The sequence below is a fragment of the Imperialibacter sp. genome (assembly GCF_040222815.1).
Lineage (GTDB): Bacteria > Bacteroidota > Bacteroidia > Cytophagales > Cyclobacteriaceae > Imperialibacter.
The window spans coordinates 205,448-225,477 of record NZ_JAVKCH010000019.1; the positions used below are offsets into that span (position 1 = coordinate 205,448).

Genomic DNA, 20,030 nt, shown 5'->3' on the forward strand with positions numbered 1-20,030 from the left:
CTGGTTAGTCTTCAATATTGATCACAACGCATTTGTTGTTGTTGACGTCTTGCTCCACAGTTTTGTATTTCACCCCTTCTTTTAAAGTTCCGTCTGTGTACTGCACAGTCACCCGGTCGTTTCTACCAGCTACTTTCTGCGACTTCATTGGCTCGGGCCGGGTAACGGCTGGCCTTGAACCAACTGGTTGACCTTCTTTTCCTTCCAGCAAAGAACGTGACTCTTCCTTACTCTCTTTGTAGTCGCTTTTCGTGCGGGTTTGTCGAGCTTCTCTTACCTGATTTGGATCCTGGCTTGGTATATCGGCCTTGATAAGGAACGACATCGTTTCCTCATTTACCTTGGCAAGGAATACTTTGAACAATTCGAACGCTTCAAATTTGTAGATCAAAAGTGGGTCTTTTTGTTCGTATACAGCATTTTGAACAGACTGTTTCAAATCGTCCATCTCACGAAGATGTTCCTTCCAGGTTTGATCGATCAGCGCCAGGGTGATCATTTTCTCCATAGCGGCTACCATCTCCTTACCTTCGGTATCCACCGCTTTCTTTAAGTTCACCACAATACCAAGTTGCTTTTTCCCGTCAGTAAACGGCACCAGAATATCTACAACTGTGGCCCCTTTGTTGTCAAGGGTATGCTTAAGAACCGGAAGCGCTTTTTCTCTGATTGTGTTTTTTCGGGCTGTATAATGCGCTAACACTTCGTCGTAAAGTCTTGCTGCAAGTGCATCACTTTTGATACCGGCGAATTCTTCCTGGCTGATACGCATGTCCAGACCGAAAGTGCTAAGCGCATTCAGTCTAAAGCCATCATAGTCTTGAGAAGCAGTAGCCGATATAGCCAAGTCCTCAGATGTGTCGTACATCATGTTGAGGATGTCGAGCTGTAGTCTTTCACCAAACAAGGCATTCTTTCTTCGGGTGTAGATCACCTCTCGTTGAGAGTTCATGACATCGTCATATTCCAGGAGGCGCTTACGCATGGCGAAGTTGTTCTCTTCTACCTTCTTTTGAGCTCTTTCAATCGACTTGGTAATCATCGAATGCTGGATTACTTCACCTTCTTCCAATCCCATTCTGTCCATCCACTTGGCAATCCTGTCTGAGCCGAACAACCGCATCAGGTTGTCTTCAAGCGACACAAAGAACTGCGAAGACCCTGGGTCACCTTGTCGGCCTGATCGACCTCTCAACTGCCTGTCGACCCTTCTCGATTCATGCCTTTCAGTTCCTACAATGGCCAAGCCTCCAGCTTTTTTCGACTCTTCGGTCAGTTTTATGTCCGTACCCCGCCCGGCCATGTTGGTAGCGATGGTTACTGTAGATGGATGTCCTGCTTCTGCTACAATTTCCGCCTCTCGCTGGTGTTGCTTGGCGTTAAGCACGTTGTGCTTGATTTTGCGGATATTGAGCATGCGGCTTAGTACTTCCGAAATTTCTACAGAAGTAGTACCCACAAGCACTGGCCGGCCTGCCTCAGTAAGCGCAACAATTTCATCGATAACAGCATTGAACTTCTCACGCATGGTCTTGTAGACCTTGTCTTCCATGTCTTTCCTAACAATCGGTCTGTTAGTTGGAATGACAACCACATCAAGTTTGTAGATCTCCCAAAGTTCACCAGCTTCGGTTTCGGCCGTACCAGTCATACCGGCCAGCTTGTGGTACATTCTGAAGTAGTTCTGTAGGGTGATGGTTGCATAAGTCTGCGTTGCATCTTCCACGGTCACGCTTTCTTTCGCTTCAATTGCCTGGTGAAGACCGTCTGAATAGCGGCGCCCTTCCATCATGCGGCCGGTTTGCTCGTCGACAATCTTCACTTTGCCATCAATCACTACATACTCGGTGTCTTTTTCAAAAAGCGTATATGCTTTCAGCAACTGATTGACGGTGTGAATCCGCTGCGCTTTGATTTGGTAGTCTTTGATGACCGACTCTTTCTTTTTCAGGATATCGATTTCAGCGAGAGAGGTGTCACCCTCAAGCTTTGCAATTTCCATCCCAATATCAGGCATAATGAAGAAATTGGGATCTTCACCATCGCCGGTAATCATATCGACACCCTTCTCAGTCAGCTCGATAGAGTTATTTTTTTCCTCAATGGTAAAAAGCAAAGGCTCATCCGCCTCCGGCATCATCCGTTGATTGTCAGCCAGGTAGATATTCTCCGTTTTTTGAAGAACATTTCTTATGCCTGTTTCACTGAGGTATTTGATCAAAGGCTTGTATTTGGGAAGCCCTCTGTGAGCTCTGAACAGTGACAAGCCGCCATCTGTCTCGTTGCCCTCAGCAATTTGCTTTTTGGCGTCATTCAGAAACTGTGCACATAGCTTGCGTTGAGATTCAACCAGCTTAAATATTCTGGGCTTCAGTTCGTAAAACTCATGCTCGTCTCCTTTTGGAATAGGCCCTGAAATGATAAGGGGTGTTCTGGCCTCATCCACAAGTACAGAGTCAACCTCATCCACCATAGCATAGTGGTGTTCCCGCTGCACCAGTTCCTCCGGGCTTCTGGCCATGTTGTCCCGCAGGTAGTCAAAGCCAAATTCGTTGTTGGTACCATAGGTAATATCGGCGAGATAAGCGTTTCTTCTCTCCTGTGAGTTGGGTTGGTGCCTGTCGACACAGTCAACCGTTAGCCCATGAAACTGGAACAAGGGAGCGTTCCACTCTGAGTCACGCTTGGCCAGGTAGTCGTTTACAGTAACAATATGGACGCCTTTACCAGCAAGAGCGTTCAAATAGGCAGGTAGAGTAGCCACAAGGGTTTTTCCTTCACCAGTAGTCATTTCGGCAATCTTACCTGAGTGCAGCACAACACCGCCAATTAGCTGCACATCGTAGTGAACCATGTTCCACTCTACCTCAGTGCCTGCGGCGAGCCATTTATTAGACCACTCGGCGGTGTCTCCTGTGATTTTTATGTGTGGCTTGGTAGCAGCCATCTGCTTGTCCAGAAGAGTTGCTTTAACCACCAGCTTCTTGTTCTCAGCAAGTCGCCTGGAAGTTTCCTTCACTACGGCAAAAGCTTCCGGTAGCAGTTTAAGCAGCGAATCTTCAATTTTCTTGTTCTTATCTTTTTCGAGTTGATCTATTCTTTTGAATACGTCATCTTTCTGGTCAATATCCAAATCTGGTTCGTCGATTATCCTCTGATGCAAATCGTCAATTTCCTTCTGGATAGTGGCGTTCCCCTCTTTGATGAACGCTTTGAACTGACTGGTTTTGTCTCTCAGCTCATCGTCAGAAATACTCTTTAGTTTCTCAAATTCTTTTTTGATTTGCTCAACAAGCGGAAGGACTTCCTTGATATCTCGCTCTGATTTTGTTCCAAAAAGTTTGGCTACCCCTTTGGTGAATATATTCAACATTTCGTCGTTTTTTAAAACCTTAAAATTAACCGCTTTTTCCTAATTCGATACTAATTGCCAAGGTGTTTCTTGACAGATTTACACATCAATGAGGCCTGAGTAAACGGGCGTGGCTGGGCCCTTCAGGAAAATATCTTTAAAGCCACCCTCCTTAACCGCAAAACTGACCTCGAGGGTTCCACCCAGGGTGTGAACTATTACCGGGCTTTTATATCCTTTGAGTGATGCGGCGAGCGAACATGCTGTAACTCCCGTGCCGCACGACAGCGTTTCGTCTTCCACCCCTCTTTCATAAGTCCTCACAAAAATAGCATTGCCATCCTCCAACTCTACGAAGTTTACATTGGTACCCTTTGGGGCATAGGCCTCGCTGTAGCGAATAGCTTTTCCTTCCGGCACAACAGGGAAGTTTTTAACATCTTCAAGGAAAGCAATATGGTGTGGGGATCCCGTATTGATGAAAACACCGTCAGTAAGTTCTTCAACGCTGTCAACGTCATAAAGCTGCACAGAAACAATGTCTCCTTTGATGGTCGCTTCATGAGGTCCATCGGTAGAAAGGAAAGTAGTTTTGTCGCCAGTCATGCCAAGAGACTTTGCAAAGTGCACTGCGCACCTGCTACCGTTCCCGCACATGCTCTGCGTGCCGTCGGAATTGTAGTAGACCATTTCAAAGTCGTAGTCGGGATGCTTGCGTATGAGAATGAGTCCGTCTGCGCCGATGCCAAACCTGCGATGGCAAAGGGTTTCTATAACGGTCAGGTCATCAGGAAATTGGAGTTTTCTGTCATCGATGAGAATGAAGTCGTTACCTGTGCCCTGATATTTGTGAAAACGAATTTCCATAGCATAAAACTAATAGCAAGTAAACGAAAAAAGCCAACCCGAGAGTTGGCTTTTCAGCTATTTTATTTAATCCCTTAGGACATTTTTTCTTTGATCCTTGCGGCTTTTCCTTTTCTACCACGAAGGTAGTAAAGACGGGCTCTGCGAACTGATCCCTGACGAACCAATTCAACTTTCTCAACGCTTGGAGACATAATCGGGAAAATTCTTTCCACACCAATACCTGAGGATACTTTTCTTACGGTAAAGGTTTCTCCATTCGTGCTGATATTCTTACGTTGGATAACGGTACCCTGAAACTGCTGGATACGCTCTTTGTTACCTTCCGTGATCTTCACGTGTACATTTATAGTATCACCTGCCTTAAATGCTGGCAGTGAATTTCTCTTCTCCTGGTACTCTGCTTCAACTAGTTTTATCAACTCGCTCATGACTGTCTATTTAAGCCGTATTCTGAAACGGACTGCAAATATACGACTATGTTTTTAAACACAAATAATACAATCAAATAAAAATCTCTCTTTTGGCAGTTATTGTGCCGCAAGTGCTGGCTTATAGCTGTCAATATTCTCCTTGGTGATGATTTCCAGGGGTAAAAGGGCCTCCTTGGGTGGAGTTGTCTTAAACACCAGGTGATTGATGAGGTGACTGATCGATAAGGCGGCTTGCTTGCTTGGGTTTTGATTAATCAGGAAGTTGATATACCCCTCTTTCAGAAACTGGAGGTTTTTTTCCAGTAAATCATAGCCAACAATTCTACAGCCATTTTTGCCGGTTGCTTTCATAAACTCCACTACCTGATAGGCTTTGGAGGTGCTTATGTAAACCCCGTGTAACTGTGGATCGCTAAAGAGCTTCCTAAGATCCGTTTCGAAGGAGGCGTTCTCCGGGGCCTCAAGGTTGATAGTGTTTACCTCCACACTCAATCCGGACATCGAAGCTACATATTCCCGGAAGCCTTTTTCCTTGTCCAAAAGGTGGGCAGAATTTGGCAGATCCTCATGAATATGTAAGATCGCCAGTTTTTTGCCACTGGCCAGTCCGGGGGAAATCAATTCAGCGGCCAGCCGCCCGCTTTGATACAGGTCTTGCCCTATGAAGGACAATGGATGCGGGTGTTCAATGTGAGTGTTGAACAATATATAAGGCACCTCATTTTTATGAAATTTTTCAAAAAACGGCAGAGCCTCTTTGTAGAATAGTGGTGCCACTACAGCACCGTCAGGGTTTGAAGCAATGGCCTTTTCAAATGCTTGATTGTAAGATTCTTTATTGTGGAGGTCGTAAAAGTAGTAGTCAATAACAAGGCCTTGCTGCTGCCATTCCTGCTCGCTTTGTTGCAGGCCTTCATGCGACTGCACCCAGAAAGCGTCAAGCTTGGGGTCGGGCAGCACAGCCGCCACTCTGAACGTCCTGTTGAGACCAAGGCTTCTGGCAATGAGGTTGGGCTTGTAGTCAATTTGATCAAGGATGGCATGAACTTTCTCAAGCGCCTTATCGGATACTTTGCCTCGCTTATGCAGCACCCTGTCCACAGTGCCCACAGACACCCCGGCAAGGCGGGCGATATCTTTGATCCGTATATTTTTGTTTTCCATAAAAAATCGAGACCTCTAAATAATCAAAAAAATAAAAGATTGTCTGTATTAATATGGGATAATGTGTTGTTGGCGAGGGCTACAATAAGTTTGGCCTTCTCTCTCTTGTTCGTTGTAGTGACTGCTCGTGTCTCCAGTCGTCGATAAGGGCATCATTTCCAGATAGCAATACATCCGGCACTTTCATGCCTTTGTAGTCGGCGGGCCTGCTGTAAACCGGCGGAGCGATGAGGTCATCCTGAAAGGAGTCGGTAAGTGCAGAGGTTTCGTCGTTTAGCACACCAGGAATCAGCCTGATTACAGCGTCGCACACAATGGCAGCGGCCAATTCTCCTCCTGACAGCACAAAATCACCAACACTGATTTCTCTGGTAACCAGGTGCTGACGTACTCTTTCGTCCACTCCTTTATAATGCCCGCAGAGCAAAATCATGTTTCCTTTCATAGCCAGTCCGTTGGCCAGCCTTTGGGTCAGCAGCTCCCCATCAGGACTCATATATATAATGTCGTCGTACGTACGTTCGGACTTGAGGGCCTGGATACATCGGTCGATGGGTTCTATTTGCAGCACCATGCCCGCTCCCCCCCCGTAGGCGTAGTCGTCAACAGTTTTATGTTTGTTAACGGCGTAGTCTCTCAGGTTGTGTACGTTTACTTCTGTCAGGCCTTTGTCGATGGCTCTTTTGAGAATGCTGTGCTCAAATGGACTTTTGAGCAGATCAGGCACACAGGAAATAATATCGAATCTTACCATGACTGACTAAGAGTCTAAATATATATCAAGCAAACCGGGTGGAAGCTGTAGGGTAACTGACTTGGCCTTTAAATCCACCGCTTTAATAATATCGTCGCTAATTGGCACAAGCACTTCCTTGCCCTGACAATCAATGGACAGCACGTCGTGCCCAGGAAAGTTAAGGATGTTTGATATGGTGCCTAATACTTTGCCATCTTCAACAGCCTCTAGCCCTACCAAATTGTGGAAGAAGTATTGTCCGTCCGAAAGCTCCGGCAGGCTGCTTTCTGGCAGGTACACCTCTGTGCCGGCAAGCTTATCAGCCGCATCCAAAGACCTCACTTCATCGAAGCGGGCAATGGCCTTTTTGCCATTGAGTGACCAATGCTCTAAAAAAAAAGGAACCAGCTCGTTGTTGATCAACAACAGAACTGATTCCAGATTTTTGTAATGCCCAGGGTTGTCCGAATCGATCCAAACCTGAACATCGCCCTTTGTGCCATGGGTTTTGGTGATTACCCCAAGCTGAAAGCAATCATCCAAATGCATAAGGACTACTCTTCTTTTTTCTCTTCCGCTTCCGGAGCGTCAGCCTTAGGGGCCTCTTCCGCTGGAGCTTCCGCCTTAGGAGCTTCCTCTGCAGCAGGTGCTTCCGCAACCGGAGCCTCTTCAACAGCAGGTGCTTCCGCAACTGGAGCCTCAGCAGCAGGAGTTTCCTCAACGACCGGGGTTTCCTCTACTACTGGTGCTGTCTCAGCTACCTCAGCCGCAGGCGCTTCTTCCGCAACCGCTGTTTCTTCTACAGCAGCTTCTTCGCTGGCCTCTGGTGCAGCAGCAACCTCAGCCTTCTTACGAATAGCTTCAGCTCTTGCCTGGCTCACTTTCGTTTCAGCAGCAAGGCGTGATTTTCTTTCGTCTTCTTTCTTCTTAGCAAGAGACTCAACTTTACCTGTTACTTTAGAGTCTTGTTGGTTCTTCCACTCTTCGAACTTAGCATCAGCTTGTTCCTGAGTAATGGCTCCTTTGTTCACACCGATTTGAAGGTGTTTTTTCAAAAGAATGCCTCTGTAAGAAAGCATGGCTCTAACGGTGTCAGAAGGTTGTGCACCTTTCATCACCCAGTCAAAGGCCTTTTCATCATTCAAAACAATTGTTGCCGGATTGGTATTTGGATTGTACGTTCCCAATTTCTCGATGAACTTACCATCACGTGGCGAAGTACTGTTGGCCACAACCACATCAAACATTGCAAGTTTTTTACGTCCTCGACGTGTTAACCTGATTTTAACTGCCATTTTTTGTTCGTTTTATTTAATCTCTTCCGGAACCCGTCCGGAAAATTGGATCGCAAAGTTAGTGATTTTTTTGTAAAAGCAACTCATCTACAGCAAATTGATAACTGGTTCGGCAGTGAAATGTGCGGATGACTTTAACTGCCCGTTGGTTGGACTAGAAAAATGAGCCTTTAAATCAAAATAGCAGGTATATTTGTTAAAACGAATATACAGTTTTAATACGTTTAATGTATTATATACCTTTACCTAATTAAACGTCACCCAAGAACATGGATAAATATTCCTATATCGCCAACGCACACTCGTCTTACATCGATGAACTATACCAAAGTTACAAACAAGACCCTGAGTCAGTAGACATTACCTGGCAGAAATTTTTTGAGGGATTTGAGTTTTCTCAATCGAAGTATGGAGAAAATGGTCAAGCCGCCACTACCTCTGGAGGCGTGTCGGACAAAGAGATCGCTGTTAGTAATCTTATTCATGCCTACAGAACACGTGGCCACCTTAAATCTAAAACCAATCCGGTAAGGGAAAGGAAGGATCGGAAGGCCTTACTTGACCTTAGTGACTTCGGGTTGTCGGAAGCGGATCTTGATGTTGAGTTTCAGTCGGGGGCGACGATTGGTATTGGGAAAGCGACGCTTAGGAAAATTGTTGAGTCGCTTAAGCAGATTTACGAAGGGGCCGTCGGCTTCGAATATATGTATATCAGGGAGCCGGATATTTTGGAGTGGTACAAAAAGAAGGTTGAGTTCGACGCCTTGAATTTTAACCCTTCTATTGACGAGAAAAAAAGGATACTAAGGAAGCTGAACGAGGCGGTTGTTTTCGAGAATTTCCTTCACACTAAATATGTAGGTCAAAAGAGATTCTCTCTGGAGGGTGGCGAAACAACAATAGCAGCACTTGACGCAATAATTAATAAAGGAGCTGAACTGGGTGTACAGGAAGTGATGATAGGCATGGCTCACCGGGGTAGGCTGAATGTGCTGGCCAATATCATGGGCAAAACCTATGAGCAGATATTCAATGAGTTTGAGGGGAATGCCGCCACCGACCAGACAATGGGCGATGGCGATGTAAAATACCATATGGGTTACTCCAGCCAGATAGTAACGCCATCAGGAAACACCGTCGATCTCAGGCTGGCACCCAACCCATCTCACCTCGAGGCGGTTGATCCGTTAGTGGAAGGGTTTCTGAGAGCAAAGGTCGACCGGGAATTCAAAAACGATGCGACCAAAGTGCTTCCGATTCTTATTCATGGAGATGCGGCGGTAGCTGGCCAGGGCATAGTATACGAAGTGGTTCAAATGAGTAAGCTGGATGGTTATACCACAGGTGGTACTATTCACTTTGTTATCAATAACCAGGTAGGCTTTACAACAGACTTCGACGACGCCAGATCCAGTATCTACTGTACGGATGTGGCTAAAGTAATTGACTCGCCCGTGCTTCACGTAAATGGTGATCAGCCTGAGGCAGTTATTTTCTGCGTTAACCTGGCTGTGGAGTTCAGACAGAAATTCCAGAGAGACGTGTTTATTGATATGGTGTGCTACCGTCGTCATGGGCACAACGAAAGTGATGAGCCGAAATTCACCCAGCCATCGCTTTATAATATTATATCGAAGCACCCGAACCCAAGGGAAGTATATAACAAGCACCTGATAGAAAGAGGCGATGTGGATGCCCAGCTAGCCGACAAAATGGATTCTGAATTCAGAGACCTTTTGCAGGACAGGCTCAACATGGTGAAGCAAAAGCCGCTCCCTTATCAATACTCCCCAATGGAGAAGGAGTGGCAGGAGCTAAGAATTTCAAAGCCAGATGATTTTGAAAACCCGCCTAAAACTTCTGTTGATCAGAAAGTAATCGATAAAGTAGGCAAGGCGCTCACAACTATTCCAAAGGGCTTCAAGCCATTGAAGCAAATTGACAAAGTGCTGAAGCAGCGTACCGAGATGATTTTCGAAGAGAAGTCCGTCAACTGGGCTACTGCTGAACTACTGGCTTATGGATCGCTGCTTCTTGAGAAAAAGATTGTCAGAATGACTGGCCAGGATGTGCAAAGGGGCACGTTTTCTCACAGGCACTCAGTGTTGCGTGACAGTGTCACTAACAAGCCCCATAATAGTTTAGATCATATTGAAGAAGGCCAGGAGAAATTCAGAATCTTCAACTCTCTGCTTTCTGAATTTGGTGTGCTGGGCTTTGAGTTTGGTTATGCCATGGCCAACCCAAATGCGCTGGTTATTTGGGAAGCGCAGTTTGGTGATTTTGCCAACGGTGCGCAAGTGATGACTGATCAGTTCATCGTGCCATCGTATACCAAATGGCAGCGAATGAACGGCCTTGTGTTGTTATTACCTCACGGCTACGAAGGTCAGGGGCCAGAGCACTCCAATGCTCGCCCTGAGCGATTCCTTCAGATGTGCTCTGGCAACAACATGTTTTTCTGCAACCTGACTACACCTGCCAATTTCTTCCATATGCTGCGTCGCCAGTTGGTAATGCCATTCCGAATGCCTGCCGTATTAATGTCACCAAAATCGCTGTTCCGTCACCCACTTGTAATGTCGCCAATCAGCGACTTGACTGAAGGTGGTTTCCAGGAGGTAATTGGCGACACTGAAGTGAAAGCGAAGGACGTGAAAAAGCTTATCCTGTGCACTGGCAAGATTTATTTTGACCTACTGGACGAACGTCAGAAAAGTAATAGAAAAGACGTTGCGCTTGTTCGTGTGGAGCAGCTTCATCCTTTCCCGAGAAAGAAAATCCTCGCAGAAATCAATAAATACAAAGGAGCCAAACTCGTATGGGCCCAGGAGGAACCCGAAAATATGGGTGCCTGGACCTTCTTGCTAAGGATGTTCCCTGAAGTAAGAATGGAATTGGTTTCAAGAAAAGCAGCAGCCTCTCCTGCCACTGGCTACTACAAACTGCACAACAAAGAGCAGGAAGAGATTGTACAAAAAGCATTTGCATAATTAAACCCTAATAAATAATGAGCCTTGAAGTTAAAATCCCTACAGTAGGGGAATCAATAACCGAAGTAACCATTGCCAAGTGGTTAAAGAATGATGGTGACATTGTGGAGAGGGACGAACTTCTGTGTGAGCTGGAATCTGACAAAGCCACTTTCGAGCTAAACGCTGAGTCAGCCGGAAAAATAAAGATTTTGGTCAAAGAGGGAGAAACTGTTGAGATTGGTGCTGTTATATGCAGTATTGACACCGATAGTGCAGCTCCTGCAAAAGAAGAGAAAAAGGAAGAAAAGTCAGCGCCGGCTAAAGAGGCGACATCGACTGGCGAGACAATCGAAATGCATGTCCCCACGGTTGGCGAGTCTATCAATGAGGTGACCATATCTTCCTGGGTCAAAAAGGACGGCGAAATTGTGCAGCTGGATGAAGTAATCGCTGAAATTGAATCTGACAAAGCCACTTTTGAACTCACTGCCGAAGCTACAGGCAAGCTTCAGGTCATCGCCAAGGAGGGAGAAACACTTGAGATAGGTGCTTTAATATGCAAAATTGAAGTAATGGAAGGTGCGGTTGCCAAAGAGGAGGACGAAAGCCCTGCCCCGGCTGCTGCTCCTGCAACATCAGGCAGTTCACCTTATGCAGCTGGGCATGCATCTCCGGCAGCAGCAAAGCTTATGGCAGAGAAAGGACTTTCTGCCTCTGATGTGAAAGCAACCGGAGTTGACGGACGTATCACGAAAGAAGATGCCATGAAAGCTGAAAAGTCGGCAGCTCCAAAATCTGATGCTGGCAAGCCAGCAACTCCATCCTATGCCGCACCTCAAATCGGTGGCGGTGTTTCAAGGGGGCAGAGACGAGAGAAAATGTCCTCTCTTCGCAAGACTATTTCAAGAAGGTTGGTTTCTGTAAAGAATGAGACAGCCATGCTCACTACTTTCAACGAGGTGAACATGGGCCCGGTAATGGAATTGAGAAAGAAATACAAAGACAGCTTCAAGGAAAAGTACGAAGTTGGCCTGGGCTTTATGTCATTCTTTACCAAGGCAATTACAATGGCCTTGAAAGAGTGGCCTGCCGTAAATGCGCAGATCGACGGGGAAGAAATCGTGTATAACGATTATGCCGACGTTTCGATAGCGGTATCCACGCCAAAAGGTCTTGTTGTGCCGGTAATAAGAAATGCCGAAGCACTTAGCTTCGATCAAATAGAAAAGGAAATAGTGAGACTGGCATTGAAAGCCAGAGACGGAAAGTTGAGCATAGACGAAATGCAAGGCGGTACATTCACCATTACCAATGGAGGCATTTTTGGCTCCATGCTTTCTACACCTATTATTAATGCGCCCCAGGCAGCTATTCTGGGTATGCACAATATCGTAGAAAGGGCTGTTGTGGAAAACGGCCAGGTAGTGGTCAGACCGATCATGTACGTGGCCCTCTCTTACGATCACCGCATCATTGATGGTCGTGAGTCTGTCAGCTTCCTTGTACGTGTGAAGCAACTGCTCGAAGATCCTAGCAGGCTTCTTCTGGGAGTGTAAAACCCGTTACTATTTTTTAATTAAAACAAACAACATGGATTATCAGGTAACAGTAATTGGTTCAGGACCCGGCGGATACGTAGCAGCCATCAGGTGCGCACAGTTGGGTTTAAAAACGGCGATTATTGAGAAATATGATAGCCTGGGAGGCACCTGTCTCAACGTCGGATGCATCCCCTCAAAGGCGCTCCTCGATTCAAGCGAGCACTTTCACAATGCAGCACACACATTTAAGGAGCATGGGATTGACATTCCTCAGCCGAAAGTGAATTTGAAGCAAATGATAGCCAGGAAAACGGACGTGGTGAAGCAAAACACCGACGGTATCAACTTTCTGATGAAAAAGAACAAGATCGATGTTTTTCATGGCATGGGTTCCTTTATAGATAAGAACACCATCAAAGTTTCAGGAAAAGAAGAAAAGAAGATTACCACCGAGAAAGTAATCATTGCTACCGGCTCCAAGCCAGCAAGTCTTCCTTTTATTAAAATCGATAAGAAAAGGATCATCACCAGCACCGAGGCTCTCGAACTGACCGAAGTGCCCAAGCACATGATTGTGATTGGTGGTGGCGTTATAGGTATGGAGCTGGGCTCAGTGTATGCAAGATTGGGGGCCAAGGTGTCAGTTGTGGAATTCCTCGATAGCATCATCCCGACGATGGATTCAACCATGGGCAAGGAGCTTCAAAAGTCGCTGAAGGGACTTGGCATGGAGTTTTACCTGTCTCATAAAGTGACTGCGGTGGAGGCTAAGGGCAAGGAAGTGACCATAACAGCCGAGACTCCGAAAGGTGAAAAGGTAGATATCAAGGGGGACTACTGCCTGGTGTCAATTGGTAGAAAGGCCTACACTGAAGGACTTGGCCTGGACAAAGCTGGGGTGAAAGTAACCGACAGAGGACTGGTTGAAGTGGACGGTCACCTGAGAACCAACGTGGACAATATTTGGGCTATTGGCGACGTCATCAAGGGTGCTATGCTTGCTCACAAGGCCGAGGAAGAGGGTGTGTTTGTAGCTGAAACCATAATGGGACAGAAGCCTCACATTAATTACAACCTGATCCCCGGTGTTGTATACACCTGGCCGGAAGTGGCCGCTGTGGGCTACACCGAGGAGCAGCTTAAAGATCAGAAAAAAGAATATAAGGTCGGAAAGTTTCCGTTCAAGGCGCTTGGCAGAGCAAGGGCTTCGGGAGATACAGATGGACTAGTGAAAGTATTGGCCGACAAACAAACTGACGAGATACTGGGCATCCATATTATTGGTGCCAGAGCGGCTGATATGATTGCCGCTGGCGTCACAGCCATGGAATTCAGGGCTTCTGCCGAGGATGTGTCACGCATGTCGCACGCACACCCCACTTACATGGAGGCCGTGAAAGAAGCGTGTTTGGCAGCAACGGATAACCGGCCAATTCACATGTAAAAAACAGATTGATTGCACTTAAAAAGCCACTCTCACAGGGTGGCTTTTTAATTGGTAACCACTCAATCTGTGATATTCTTTGAGCCGACAAGCCCTGCCTGTCATTCATCTTCATTTTTCTTGCCCATCTTTCCGAAATCTCTTTTGATAATCGGGCGGTGGCATATAACTTTGCCGGGATTTGTGAATTGCTAACCCTCCTTTTAACGATACATTCTAAAGATGCCTAAAGACCCCAGTATCAAATCAATTCTAATCATTGGAAGCGGCCCTATCGTCATCGGACAGGCCTGTGAATTCGACTATGCCGGTTCGCAAGCATCGAGGTCACTTCGTGAAGAAGGAATAGAAGTTATACTGATTAACTCGAATCCAGCCACAATCATGACCGACAAGGTCACCGCTGATCACGTGTACCTGTTGCCGCTGGAGAAGAAATACATCAAACAGATACTTGAAAAGCACAAAATTGATGCGGTGCTGCCCACAATGGGTGGTCAAACTGCTCTCAACCTGGCCATCGATTGTGAAAAGGCGGGGCTTTGGGAAAAATATGGAGTCAGGATCATAGGTGTGGACATTGCCGCCATCGAGACCACCGAAGACCGGGAGAAATTCCGGCTGAAGATGCACGAGCTAAAGGTAAACGTGTGTAAAGGGGCAACGGCTACGTCATTCCTTCAGGGAAAGGAAATAGCACAGGAAATTGGCTTCCCCTTGGTTATCCGCCCGTCTTACACACTTGGTGGATCTGGTGGTGGGTTTGTTGAGAAGCCGGAAGAGTTTGATCAGGCACTGAACAATGGTCTACACGCCTCGCCTATTCACGAGGTACTGGTGGAACAAAGTATTCTGGGTTGGAAGGAATATGAAGTCGAATTGCTTCGTGACAATCTTGGCAACGTAATTATTATCTGCTCGATTGAGAACTTTGATCCTATGGGTGTGCATACTGGCGACTCAATTACTGTGGCGCCAGCCATGACCTTACCTGACACTATTTACCAGCACATGCGTGACCTGGCCATCAGAATGATGAATGGCATTGGTATGTTTGCCGGAGGATGCAACGTGCAGTTTGCTGTTAATCCTGAAGACGACATGATCGTGGGCATTGAGATCAACCCAAGGGTGTCTCGTTCCTCGGCACTTGCCTCAAAGGCTACTGGCTATCCAATTGCCAAAATAGCGGCTAAACTGGCGATTGGCTATAACCTTGATGAGCTAAAAAACCAAATTACTGGCAGTACATCAGCATTTTTTGAGCCGGCGCTCGACTATGTCATTGTAAAGATTCCACGCTGGAACTTCGATAAATTCAAAGGCGCTGACCGTCGTCTCGGTCTTCAGATGAAGTCGGTCGGTGAAGTAATGGGCATCGGCCGTAACTTTCAGGAGGCGCTTCAAAAGGCTTGCCAGTCACTTGAGATAAAACGAAACGGCCTGGGTGCCGATGGCAAGGAAGTCACTAATCAGGAGCAAATCCTGGAGAGCCTCCGTCATCCAAGCTGGAACAGGCTTTTCCATGTATATGATGCCATTAAGCTGGGCATTCCGCTGAAGACCATTCACAAGCTCAGCAAAATTGATATGTGGTTCCTCGACCAGATTGAGGAGCTCCTAAAATTAGAGAATGAAATCGAATCGTTTACGATAGAGACCATTCCGGCGGAAATTCTTCGAATAGCCAAAACCAAAGGTTACGCCGACCGACAAATCGCCCATCTTTTGGGTTGCCTGGAAAGCGAAGTGCACACCAAGCGTCACGCATTGGGAATAAAAAGGGTTTACAAACTTGTGGATACCTGCGCTGCGGAGTTTGAAGCGAAAACACCTTACTATTATAGCACTTTTGATGACGAGAATGAGTCGGTAAGAAGTGACAGGAAGAAAGTTGTGATCCTGGGCTCTGGGCCCAACCGAATCGGTCAGGGAATCGAGTTTGATTACTCTTGCGTGCACGGTGTGTTGGCAGCTAAGGAATGCGGCTACGAAACCATCATGATCAATTGCAATCCAGAGACGGTTTCTACTGACTTTGATATTGCCGACAAGCTGTACTTCGAGCCAGTTTTCTGGGAGCATATCTACGACATCATTTTGCATGAGCAGCCGGAGGGTGTTATTGTGCAGTTAGGTGGGCAGACAGCACTTAAGCTCGCAGAAAAGCTCGAAAGATATGGCATCAAGATTATCGGAACCGACTATAAGTCTCTTGACCTTGCGGAGGATAGAGGTAGCTTTTCTTCCCTGCTAAAGGAGAACAACATTCCGTATCCTGAGTTTGGTGTGATAGAAGATGCCGACCAGGCCATTGAGCTGTCGAAGAAGCTTGGTTTTCCTTTGCTGGTGCGTCCATCCTACGTTTTGGGAGGTCAAAGCATGAAAATTGTGATCAATGAGCAGGAGCTTGAGTCACATGTAATAGATCTTCTTAAAGACATTCCGGGTAACAAGGTACTTCTCGATCACTTCCTTGACGGTGCTATTGAAGCGGAGGCGGATGCTATTTGCGATGGAGAAGACGTTTACATTATTGGTATCATGCAGCATATCGAGCCGGCGGGAATTCACTCTGGCGATTCCTATGCTGTGCTTCCTCCTTACAACCTGGGAGACTTCATTATTCGGCAGATTGAGCAGCACACCAAAACCATTGCTTTGGCGCTGAAAACGGTTGGTCTTATCAACATTCAGTTTGCAATAAAAGATGACCAGGTGTATATTATTGAGGCAAACCCAAGGGCATCACGTACTGTGCCGTTTATATGCAAAGCCTACGATGAACCTTATGTGAACTATGCCACAAAGGTGATGTTAGGGGAGAAGAAAGTGAAGGATTTCAAATTTTCTCCGAAAAAACAGGGATATGCAATCAAGGTTCCCGTATTTTCTTTCAACAAGTTCCCCAATGTGAATAAGGAGCTTGGCCCGGAAATGAAATCGACGGGCGAAGCTATATATTTTATTGACGATCTGATGGATGACTACTTCTTAAAGATTTATTCAGAACGAAATCTTTATTTGAGTCGTTAAACAGTAAGACTTAAAATTTAAAGCAGATGTTTAAATTCATTCTCATACTCTTAATATTCTTTTACGTCTTCTATAAAGTAGGCGGCTTCATCATGAGGGCCCTTTATTTTGGATCGGGGAGACAATATCAGCAGCGCCAGCAGCAACAGTATAGGAGCAGAACAACGACCAACGCCCGCCACGAGGAAATAAAAGTGGACTATATCCCTGAAGACGAGGTGAAAAAACGGAAATCATCGTCAGGGAAGATAGGTGGGGAGTACGTAGATTATGAGGAGGTAAAATAGACTGCTGACAATATTTTGATTTTATAGTGAAAAGCGCTTCAATTGAAGCGCTTTTGTTTTTTTCTGATGGCAAGTAAGACTTCGATCACTTGACGATTTGGAAATAGTATTATTTTTATGATAATTTAGCTTTTATGAATAAGAGAATATTATTCTACCTGCTTGTAGCTTCGTTTTTTCTATCTGTGGCAGCTCCTGTAGTTGCCCAGGAACAGGAAGCCGAAGATCCTTTTGCCGATTATTCCTATTTGTGGGAGAACACAAAAAAGAAGAAAAAGAAAAAAGACAAGAAAGCTGAGAAGGTTGATCAGCCAACGGTGGCAGCCGATACCCTCACTGCACCAGTACCCGTGGTCGACACACTCACGCTGCCAACACAGCCTCTTGACTCAATAACACCAGTTACTACTTACCAGGCTGATACAATTCCAGCAACAGACAGTCTGCAGGCGCCCATTGAGGAGGAAAAATTTGAGAGTGAGCCAGAAGAAGAAAAAAAGATAAAGGAGCCGAAGGAAGAACGGGAAAAAAGGGAAGTTGCACCAGTTCCTGAAGATTTCAGGGCTGGGCCGCCCGACAGTGAATCCGGAGGTTCTTTCACCGGAGGGCTGACCTACACAAAGATTGGAGATGAGAATTTTGTAGGCTTGGTACTCGCTCCGGAATTCAAAATTTGGAAAATAGGTCTGGGCCTCAATGTGCCTGTACTGTACGGGCTGGAGAGCCAGGCGATACGGACGGAGATTTTTGAAGGCGGTGTTGGTGCTGCCAGGTTGATCAGATACATCAGGTATGGTTCGCAAAAAAGAGACCCGGTCTATGTCCGAGTTGGTGAGCTGAATAATACCATGATTGGTTTTGGAGGGTTGGTTAACAACTATACTAACACTACTAGTTACGAAAAGAGGAAGCTTGGGCTTCACTACGACCTGAATTTCAAGGGCCTGTTTGGGCTGGAAGGGATGTACAGCGACTTTGACCCCGCCTCGCTCAATCTGCTGGCTGTAAGGCCCTACGTGCGCCCCATGGCCTGGACGATTATCCCGATAGTTAGAACACTGGAAATTGGAGCCACTGTTATCAAAGACAAAGACCAGACCCAGCGGCCAACCAGCGACAGCACTTTTGTGGTGAATCAATTTACCGCTGACGGTGTGGGTGCTTTTGGCCTTGATGCAGGTATCAATCTGCTGAGGGTTCCTTTTATTCAGATTGACGCATTCTTCAACTATTCTAAGCTAAACGTTGGCACCACTGCCCTGACAGACTCAATTGCTACAATATATGCCTCACAGGGTGATACAAGGGAATTTACAGATGGCCACGGAATCAGCGGTGGAATCAATTTTCGTTTCAATTTCATCGCTGACCTTCTCAGCACTGACATGAGAATTGAACGCCTTAACTATACCGCTAATTATCTCCCCCAGTTCTTCGATGCCTCCTATGAACTGAACAAGGATGCACGCCTGCTTTCGTTAGCTAATGCGGAGAAAATGAGCGGAATCTACGGGAGCCTGACAGGGCACATACTACAGAAGGTGCAGCTTGGTGGCAGCATTTTGTTGCCCGACGATGTTTCTGAAACGGCTCCGGCGGTGGTGAGGTTAAATGCCGATGTTGACAGGCTCGGCGACAAAGTGTCGATTCACGGAAGCTATGTGAAAGGCAATCTGTCCACTCTGAAAGACGCATTTAAGCTTGACGAAAGATCCCTGGCCAAGGTTCGCTTCATTTATCACCTCAATAGGTTTTTGGCGGCAGGCGTTGATTACTACTGGGCCTTTGCGCCAACAGCGGACGGCTCCTATAAGGCCACGCAGTATTTCTCGCCCTACTTTGGAGTAAGTATTAAGTTTTAGGGGCTAGTGGGAGTCGCAAATTTGAATCAGCAATGGTGGGTTATTCATTGCATGCGGGAACTTAGCATCTGCTTAATTCGTCGTTACTTTTAAAGAATATCTAATATCTTTGCAGTCCAACAATTGGAAACAGTATGGCGTGGTTTAAGAGACAGGACAAGGGAATATTAACACCGACGGACGAGAAGAGAGAGGCACCTGACGGACTATGGTACAAGACGCCAAGTGGTAATATCATCCATATCCGGGAGCTGAAAAATAACGCTTACGTTTGCCCCGACGACGACTTTCACGTGCGTATTGGATCAAAAGAGTATTTCGAAATACTTTTTGACAACAATAAGTTTCAGGAGCTCGATGCCAACATGAAGTCGGCTGACCCGCTCAAGTTCACTGACTCGGCCCCCTATCCAAAGCGCATTGAGGCCTCTATTAAGAAGACTGGGCTGAATGATGCTGTGAGATCGGCAGTGGGCAAAATGAACGGCTCCGAAATAGTAATTGCCTGCATGGATTTCACCTTTATTGGCGGCTCAATGGGTTCGGTCGTGGGGGAGAAAATCGCCAGGGCAATCGATCATAGCCTTAAGCATAAGATTCCATTCCTTATGATTTCCAAATCAGGGGGTGCCAGAATGATGGAGGCAGGCTTCTCGCTGATGCAGATGGCTAAAACATCGGCAAAATTGGCGCTCTTGTCCGAAGCAAAAATACCCTATATCTCATTATTAACGGATCCAACTACCGGCGGTGTAACAGCTTCATTTGCGATGCTTGGGGACTTTAATATAGCAGAGCCTGGAGCATTAATTGGTTTTGCCGGGCCAAGGGTCATCCGTGAAACGATTGGAAAAGATCTTCCTAAGGGCTTTCAAAGTGCTGAGTTTGTGCTTGATCACGGTTTTCTGGACTTTATTGTCGATAGAAGGAACCTGAAGACAAAACTTACCAATCTCTTGAAGCTCATCAATAATTAATTTATAAAAGCTGATAACTAAACCGGGCACGCAGGGTTAAACCATAGCACTTGCTAATTA

14 protein-coding genes are annotated in these 20,030 nt (G+C 46.2%); 7 read left to right on the forward strand and 7 right to left on the reverse strand.

Annotated features, from left to right (window positions below):
• Positions 1-4: 4 nt before the first annotated feature.
• The 7 genes from secA to RIF36_RS08730 all read right to left on the reverse strand — a co-directional run bounded on the left by secA (position 5) and on the right by RIF36_RS08730 (position 7,848).
• Positions 5-3,373, reverse strand: a complete 3,369-nt coding sequence (gene secA / locus RIF36_RS08700; RefSeq protein WP_350073405.1) for a preprotein translocase subunit SecA — start codon at positions 3,371-3,373, stop codon at positions 5-7.
• 78 nt (positions 3,374-3,451) lie between these two features.
• Positions 3,452-4,219, reverse strand: a complete 768-nt coding sequence (dapF, locus tag RIF36_RS08705) for a diaminopimelate epimerase (protein WP_350073407.1) — start codon at positions 4,217-4,219, stop codon at positions 3,452-3,454.
• Between the two features lie 74 nt (positions 4,220-4,293).
• The gene (gene rplS, locus RIF36_RS08710; protein ID WP_151996269.1) at positions 4,294-4,650 is read right to left on the reverse strand and encodes a 50S ribosomal protein L19; all 357 of its coding nucleotides are present in this window, start codon (positions 4,648-4,650) and stop codon (positions 4,294-4,296) included.
• Between the two features lie 99 nt (positions 4,651-4,749).
• A complete protein-coding gene (locus RIF36_RS08715) occupies positions 4,750-5,817 on the reverse strand; it encodes a LacI family DNA-binding transcriptional regulator (RefSeq protein WP_350124294.1) in 1,068 nt (355 codons plus the stop codon).
• A gap of 79 nt (positions 5,818-5,896) precedes the next feature.
• Positions 5,897-6,571 (reverse strand): tRNA (guanosine(37)-N1)-methyltransferase TrmD, encoded by a 675-nt coding sequence (gene trmD, locus RIF36_RS08720; RefSeq protein ID WP_350073411.1) that lies wholly within the window; start codon positions 6,569-6,571, stop codon positions 5,897-5,899.
• Positions 6,572-6,577: 6 nt separating this feature from the next.
• Positions 6,578-7,102, reverse strand: coding sequence for a ribosome maturation factor RimM (gene rimM / locus RIF36_RS08725; protein ID WP_350124291.1), 525 nt, complete (start codon positions 7,100-7,102; stop codon positions 6,578-6,580).
• Between the two features lie 5 nt (positions 7,103-7,107).
• The gene (locus RIF36_RS08730) at positions 7,108-7,848 is read right to left on the reverse strand and encodes a 30S ribosomal protein S16 (RefSeq protein WP_350124288.1); all 741 of its coding nucleotides are present in this window, start codon (positions 7,846-7,848) and stop codon (positions 7,108-7,110) included.
• 269 nt (positions 7,849-8,117) lie between these two features.
• Here RIF36_RS08730 and RIF36_RS08735 point away from each other — a divergent pair, with 269 nt between their 5' ends.
• The 7 genes from RIF36_RS08735 (at position 8,118) to accD (ending at position 19,970) form a co-directional block, all read left to right on the forward strand.
• Entirely contained in the window at positions 8,118-10,841 is a 2,724-nt protein-coding gene (locus tag RIF36_RS08735) for a 2-oxoglutarate dehydrogenase E1 component (protein WP_151996274.1), read from the forward strand.
• 17 nt (positions 10,842-10,858) lie between these two features.
• Positions 10,859-12,379, forward strand: a complete 1,521-nt coding sequence (gene odhB, locus RIF36_RS08740) for a 2-oxoglutarate dehydrogenase complex dihydrolipoyllysine-residue succinyltransferase (protein ID WP_350124285.1) — start codon at positions 10,859-10,861, stop codon at positions 12,377-12,379.
• Between the two features lie 34 nt (positions 12,380-12,413).
• On the forward strand, positions 12,414-13,808 hold the full coding sequence (gene lpdA, locus RIF36_RS08745) for a dihydrolipoyl dehydrogenase (protein ID WP_350124282.1): 1,395 nt from the start codon (positions 12,414-12,416) through the stop codon (positions 13,806-13,808).
• 222 nt (positions 13,809-14,030) lie between these two features.
• Positions 14,031-16,844, forward strand: coding sequence for a carbamoyl-phosphate synthase large subunit (gene carB / locus RIF36_RS08750; RefSeq protein ID WP_350092585.1), 2,814 nt, complete (start codon positions 14,031-14,033; stop codon positions 16,842-16,844).
• Positions 16,845-16,870: 26 nt separating this feature from the next.
• A complete protein-coding gene (locus tag RIF36_RS08755; protein WP_151996278.1) occupies positions 16,871-17,131 on the forward strand; it encodes a DUF4834 family protein in 261 nt (86 codons plus the stop codon).
• A gap of 134 nt (positions 17,132-17,265) precedes the next feature.
• The gene (locus RIF36_RS08760; RefSeq protein WP_350124279.1) at positions 17,266-18,993 is read left to right on the forward strand and encodes a hypothetical protein; all 1,728 of its coding nucleotides are present in this window, start codon (positions 17,266-17,268) and stop codon (positions 18,991-18,993) included.
• Positions 18,994-19,127: 134 nt separating this feature from the next.
• Positions 19,128-19,970 carry an acetyl-CoA carboxylase, carboxyltransferase subunit beta gene (accD, locus tag RIF36_RS08765; RefSeq protein WP_151996280.1) on the forward strand — a complete coding sequence of 281 codons (843 nt, stop codon included), beginning with the start codon at positions 19,128-19,130 and terminating at the stop codon, positions 19,968-19,970.
• Positions 19,971-20,030: the final 60 nt, after the last annotated feature.

Excerpts from the sequence above, each read along its gene's own strand:
- secA (WP_350073405.1), bottom strand. The coding sequence starts at position 3,373 with ATGTTGAATATATTCACCAAAGGGGTAGCCAAACTTTTTGGAACAAAA.
- dapF (WP_350073407.1), bottom strand. The coding sequence starts at position 4,219 with ATGGAAATTCGTTTTCACAAATATCAGGGCACAGGTAACGACTTCATT.
- rplS (WP_151996269.1), bottom strand. The coding sequence starts at position 4,650 with ATGAGCGAGTTGATAAAACTAGTTGAAGCAGAGTACCAGGAGAAGAGA.
- RIF36_RS08715 (WP_350124294.1), bottom strand. The coding sequence starts at position 5,817 with ATGGAAAACAAAAATATACGGATCAAAGATATCGCCCGCCTTGCCGGG.
- trmD (WP_350073411.1), bottom strand. The coding sequence starts at position 6,571 with ATGGTAAGATTCGATATTATTTCCTGTGTGCCTGATCTGCTCAAAAGT.
- rimM (WP_350124291.1), bottom strand. The coding sequence starts at position 7,102 with ATGCATTTGGATGATTGCTTTCAGCTTGGGGTAATCACCAAAACCCAT.
- RIF36_RS08730 (WP_350124288.1), bottom strand. The coding sequence starts at position 7,848 with ATGGCAGTTAAAATCAGGTTAACACGTCGAGGACGTAAAAAACTTGCA.
- RIF36_RS08735 (WP_151996274.1), top strand. The coding sequence starts at position 8,118 with ATGGATAAATATTCCTATATCGCCAACGCACACTCGTCTTACATCGAT.
- odhB (WP_350124285.1), top strand. The coding sequence starts at position 10,859 with ATGAGCCTTGAAGTTAAAATCCCTACAGTAGGGGAATCAATAACCGAA.
- lpdA (WP_350124282.1), top strand. The coding sequence starts at position 12,414 with ATGGATTATCAGGTAACAGTAATTGGTTCAGGACCCGGCGGATACGTA.
- carB (WP_350092585.1), top strand. The coding sequence starts at position 14,031 with ATGCCTAAAGACCCCAGTATCAAATCAATTCTAATCATTGGAAGCGGC.
- RIF36_RS08755 (WP_151996278.1), top strand. The coding sequence starts at position 16,871 with ATGTTTAAATTCATTCTCATACTCTTAATATTCTTTTACGTCTTCTAT.
- RIF36_RS08760 (WP_350124279.1), top strand. The coding sequence starts at position 17,266 with ATGAATAAGAGAATATTATTCTACCTGCTTGTAGCTTCGTTTTTTCTA.
- accD (WP_151996280.1), top strand. The coding sequence starts at position 19,128 with ATGGCGTGGTTTAAGAGACAGGACAAGGGAATATTAACACCGACGGAC.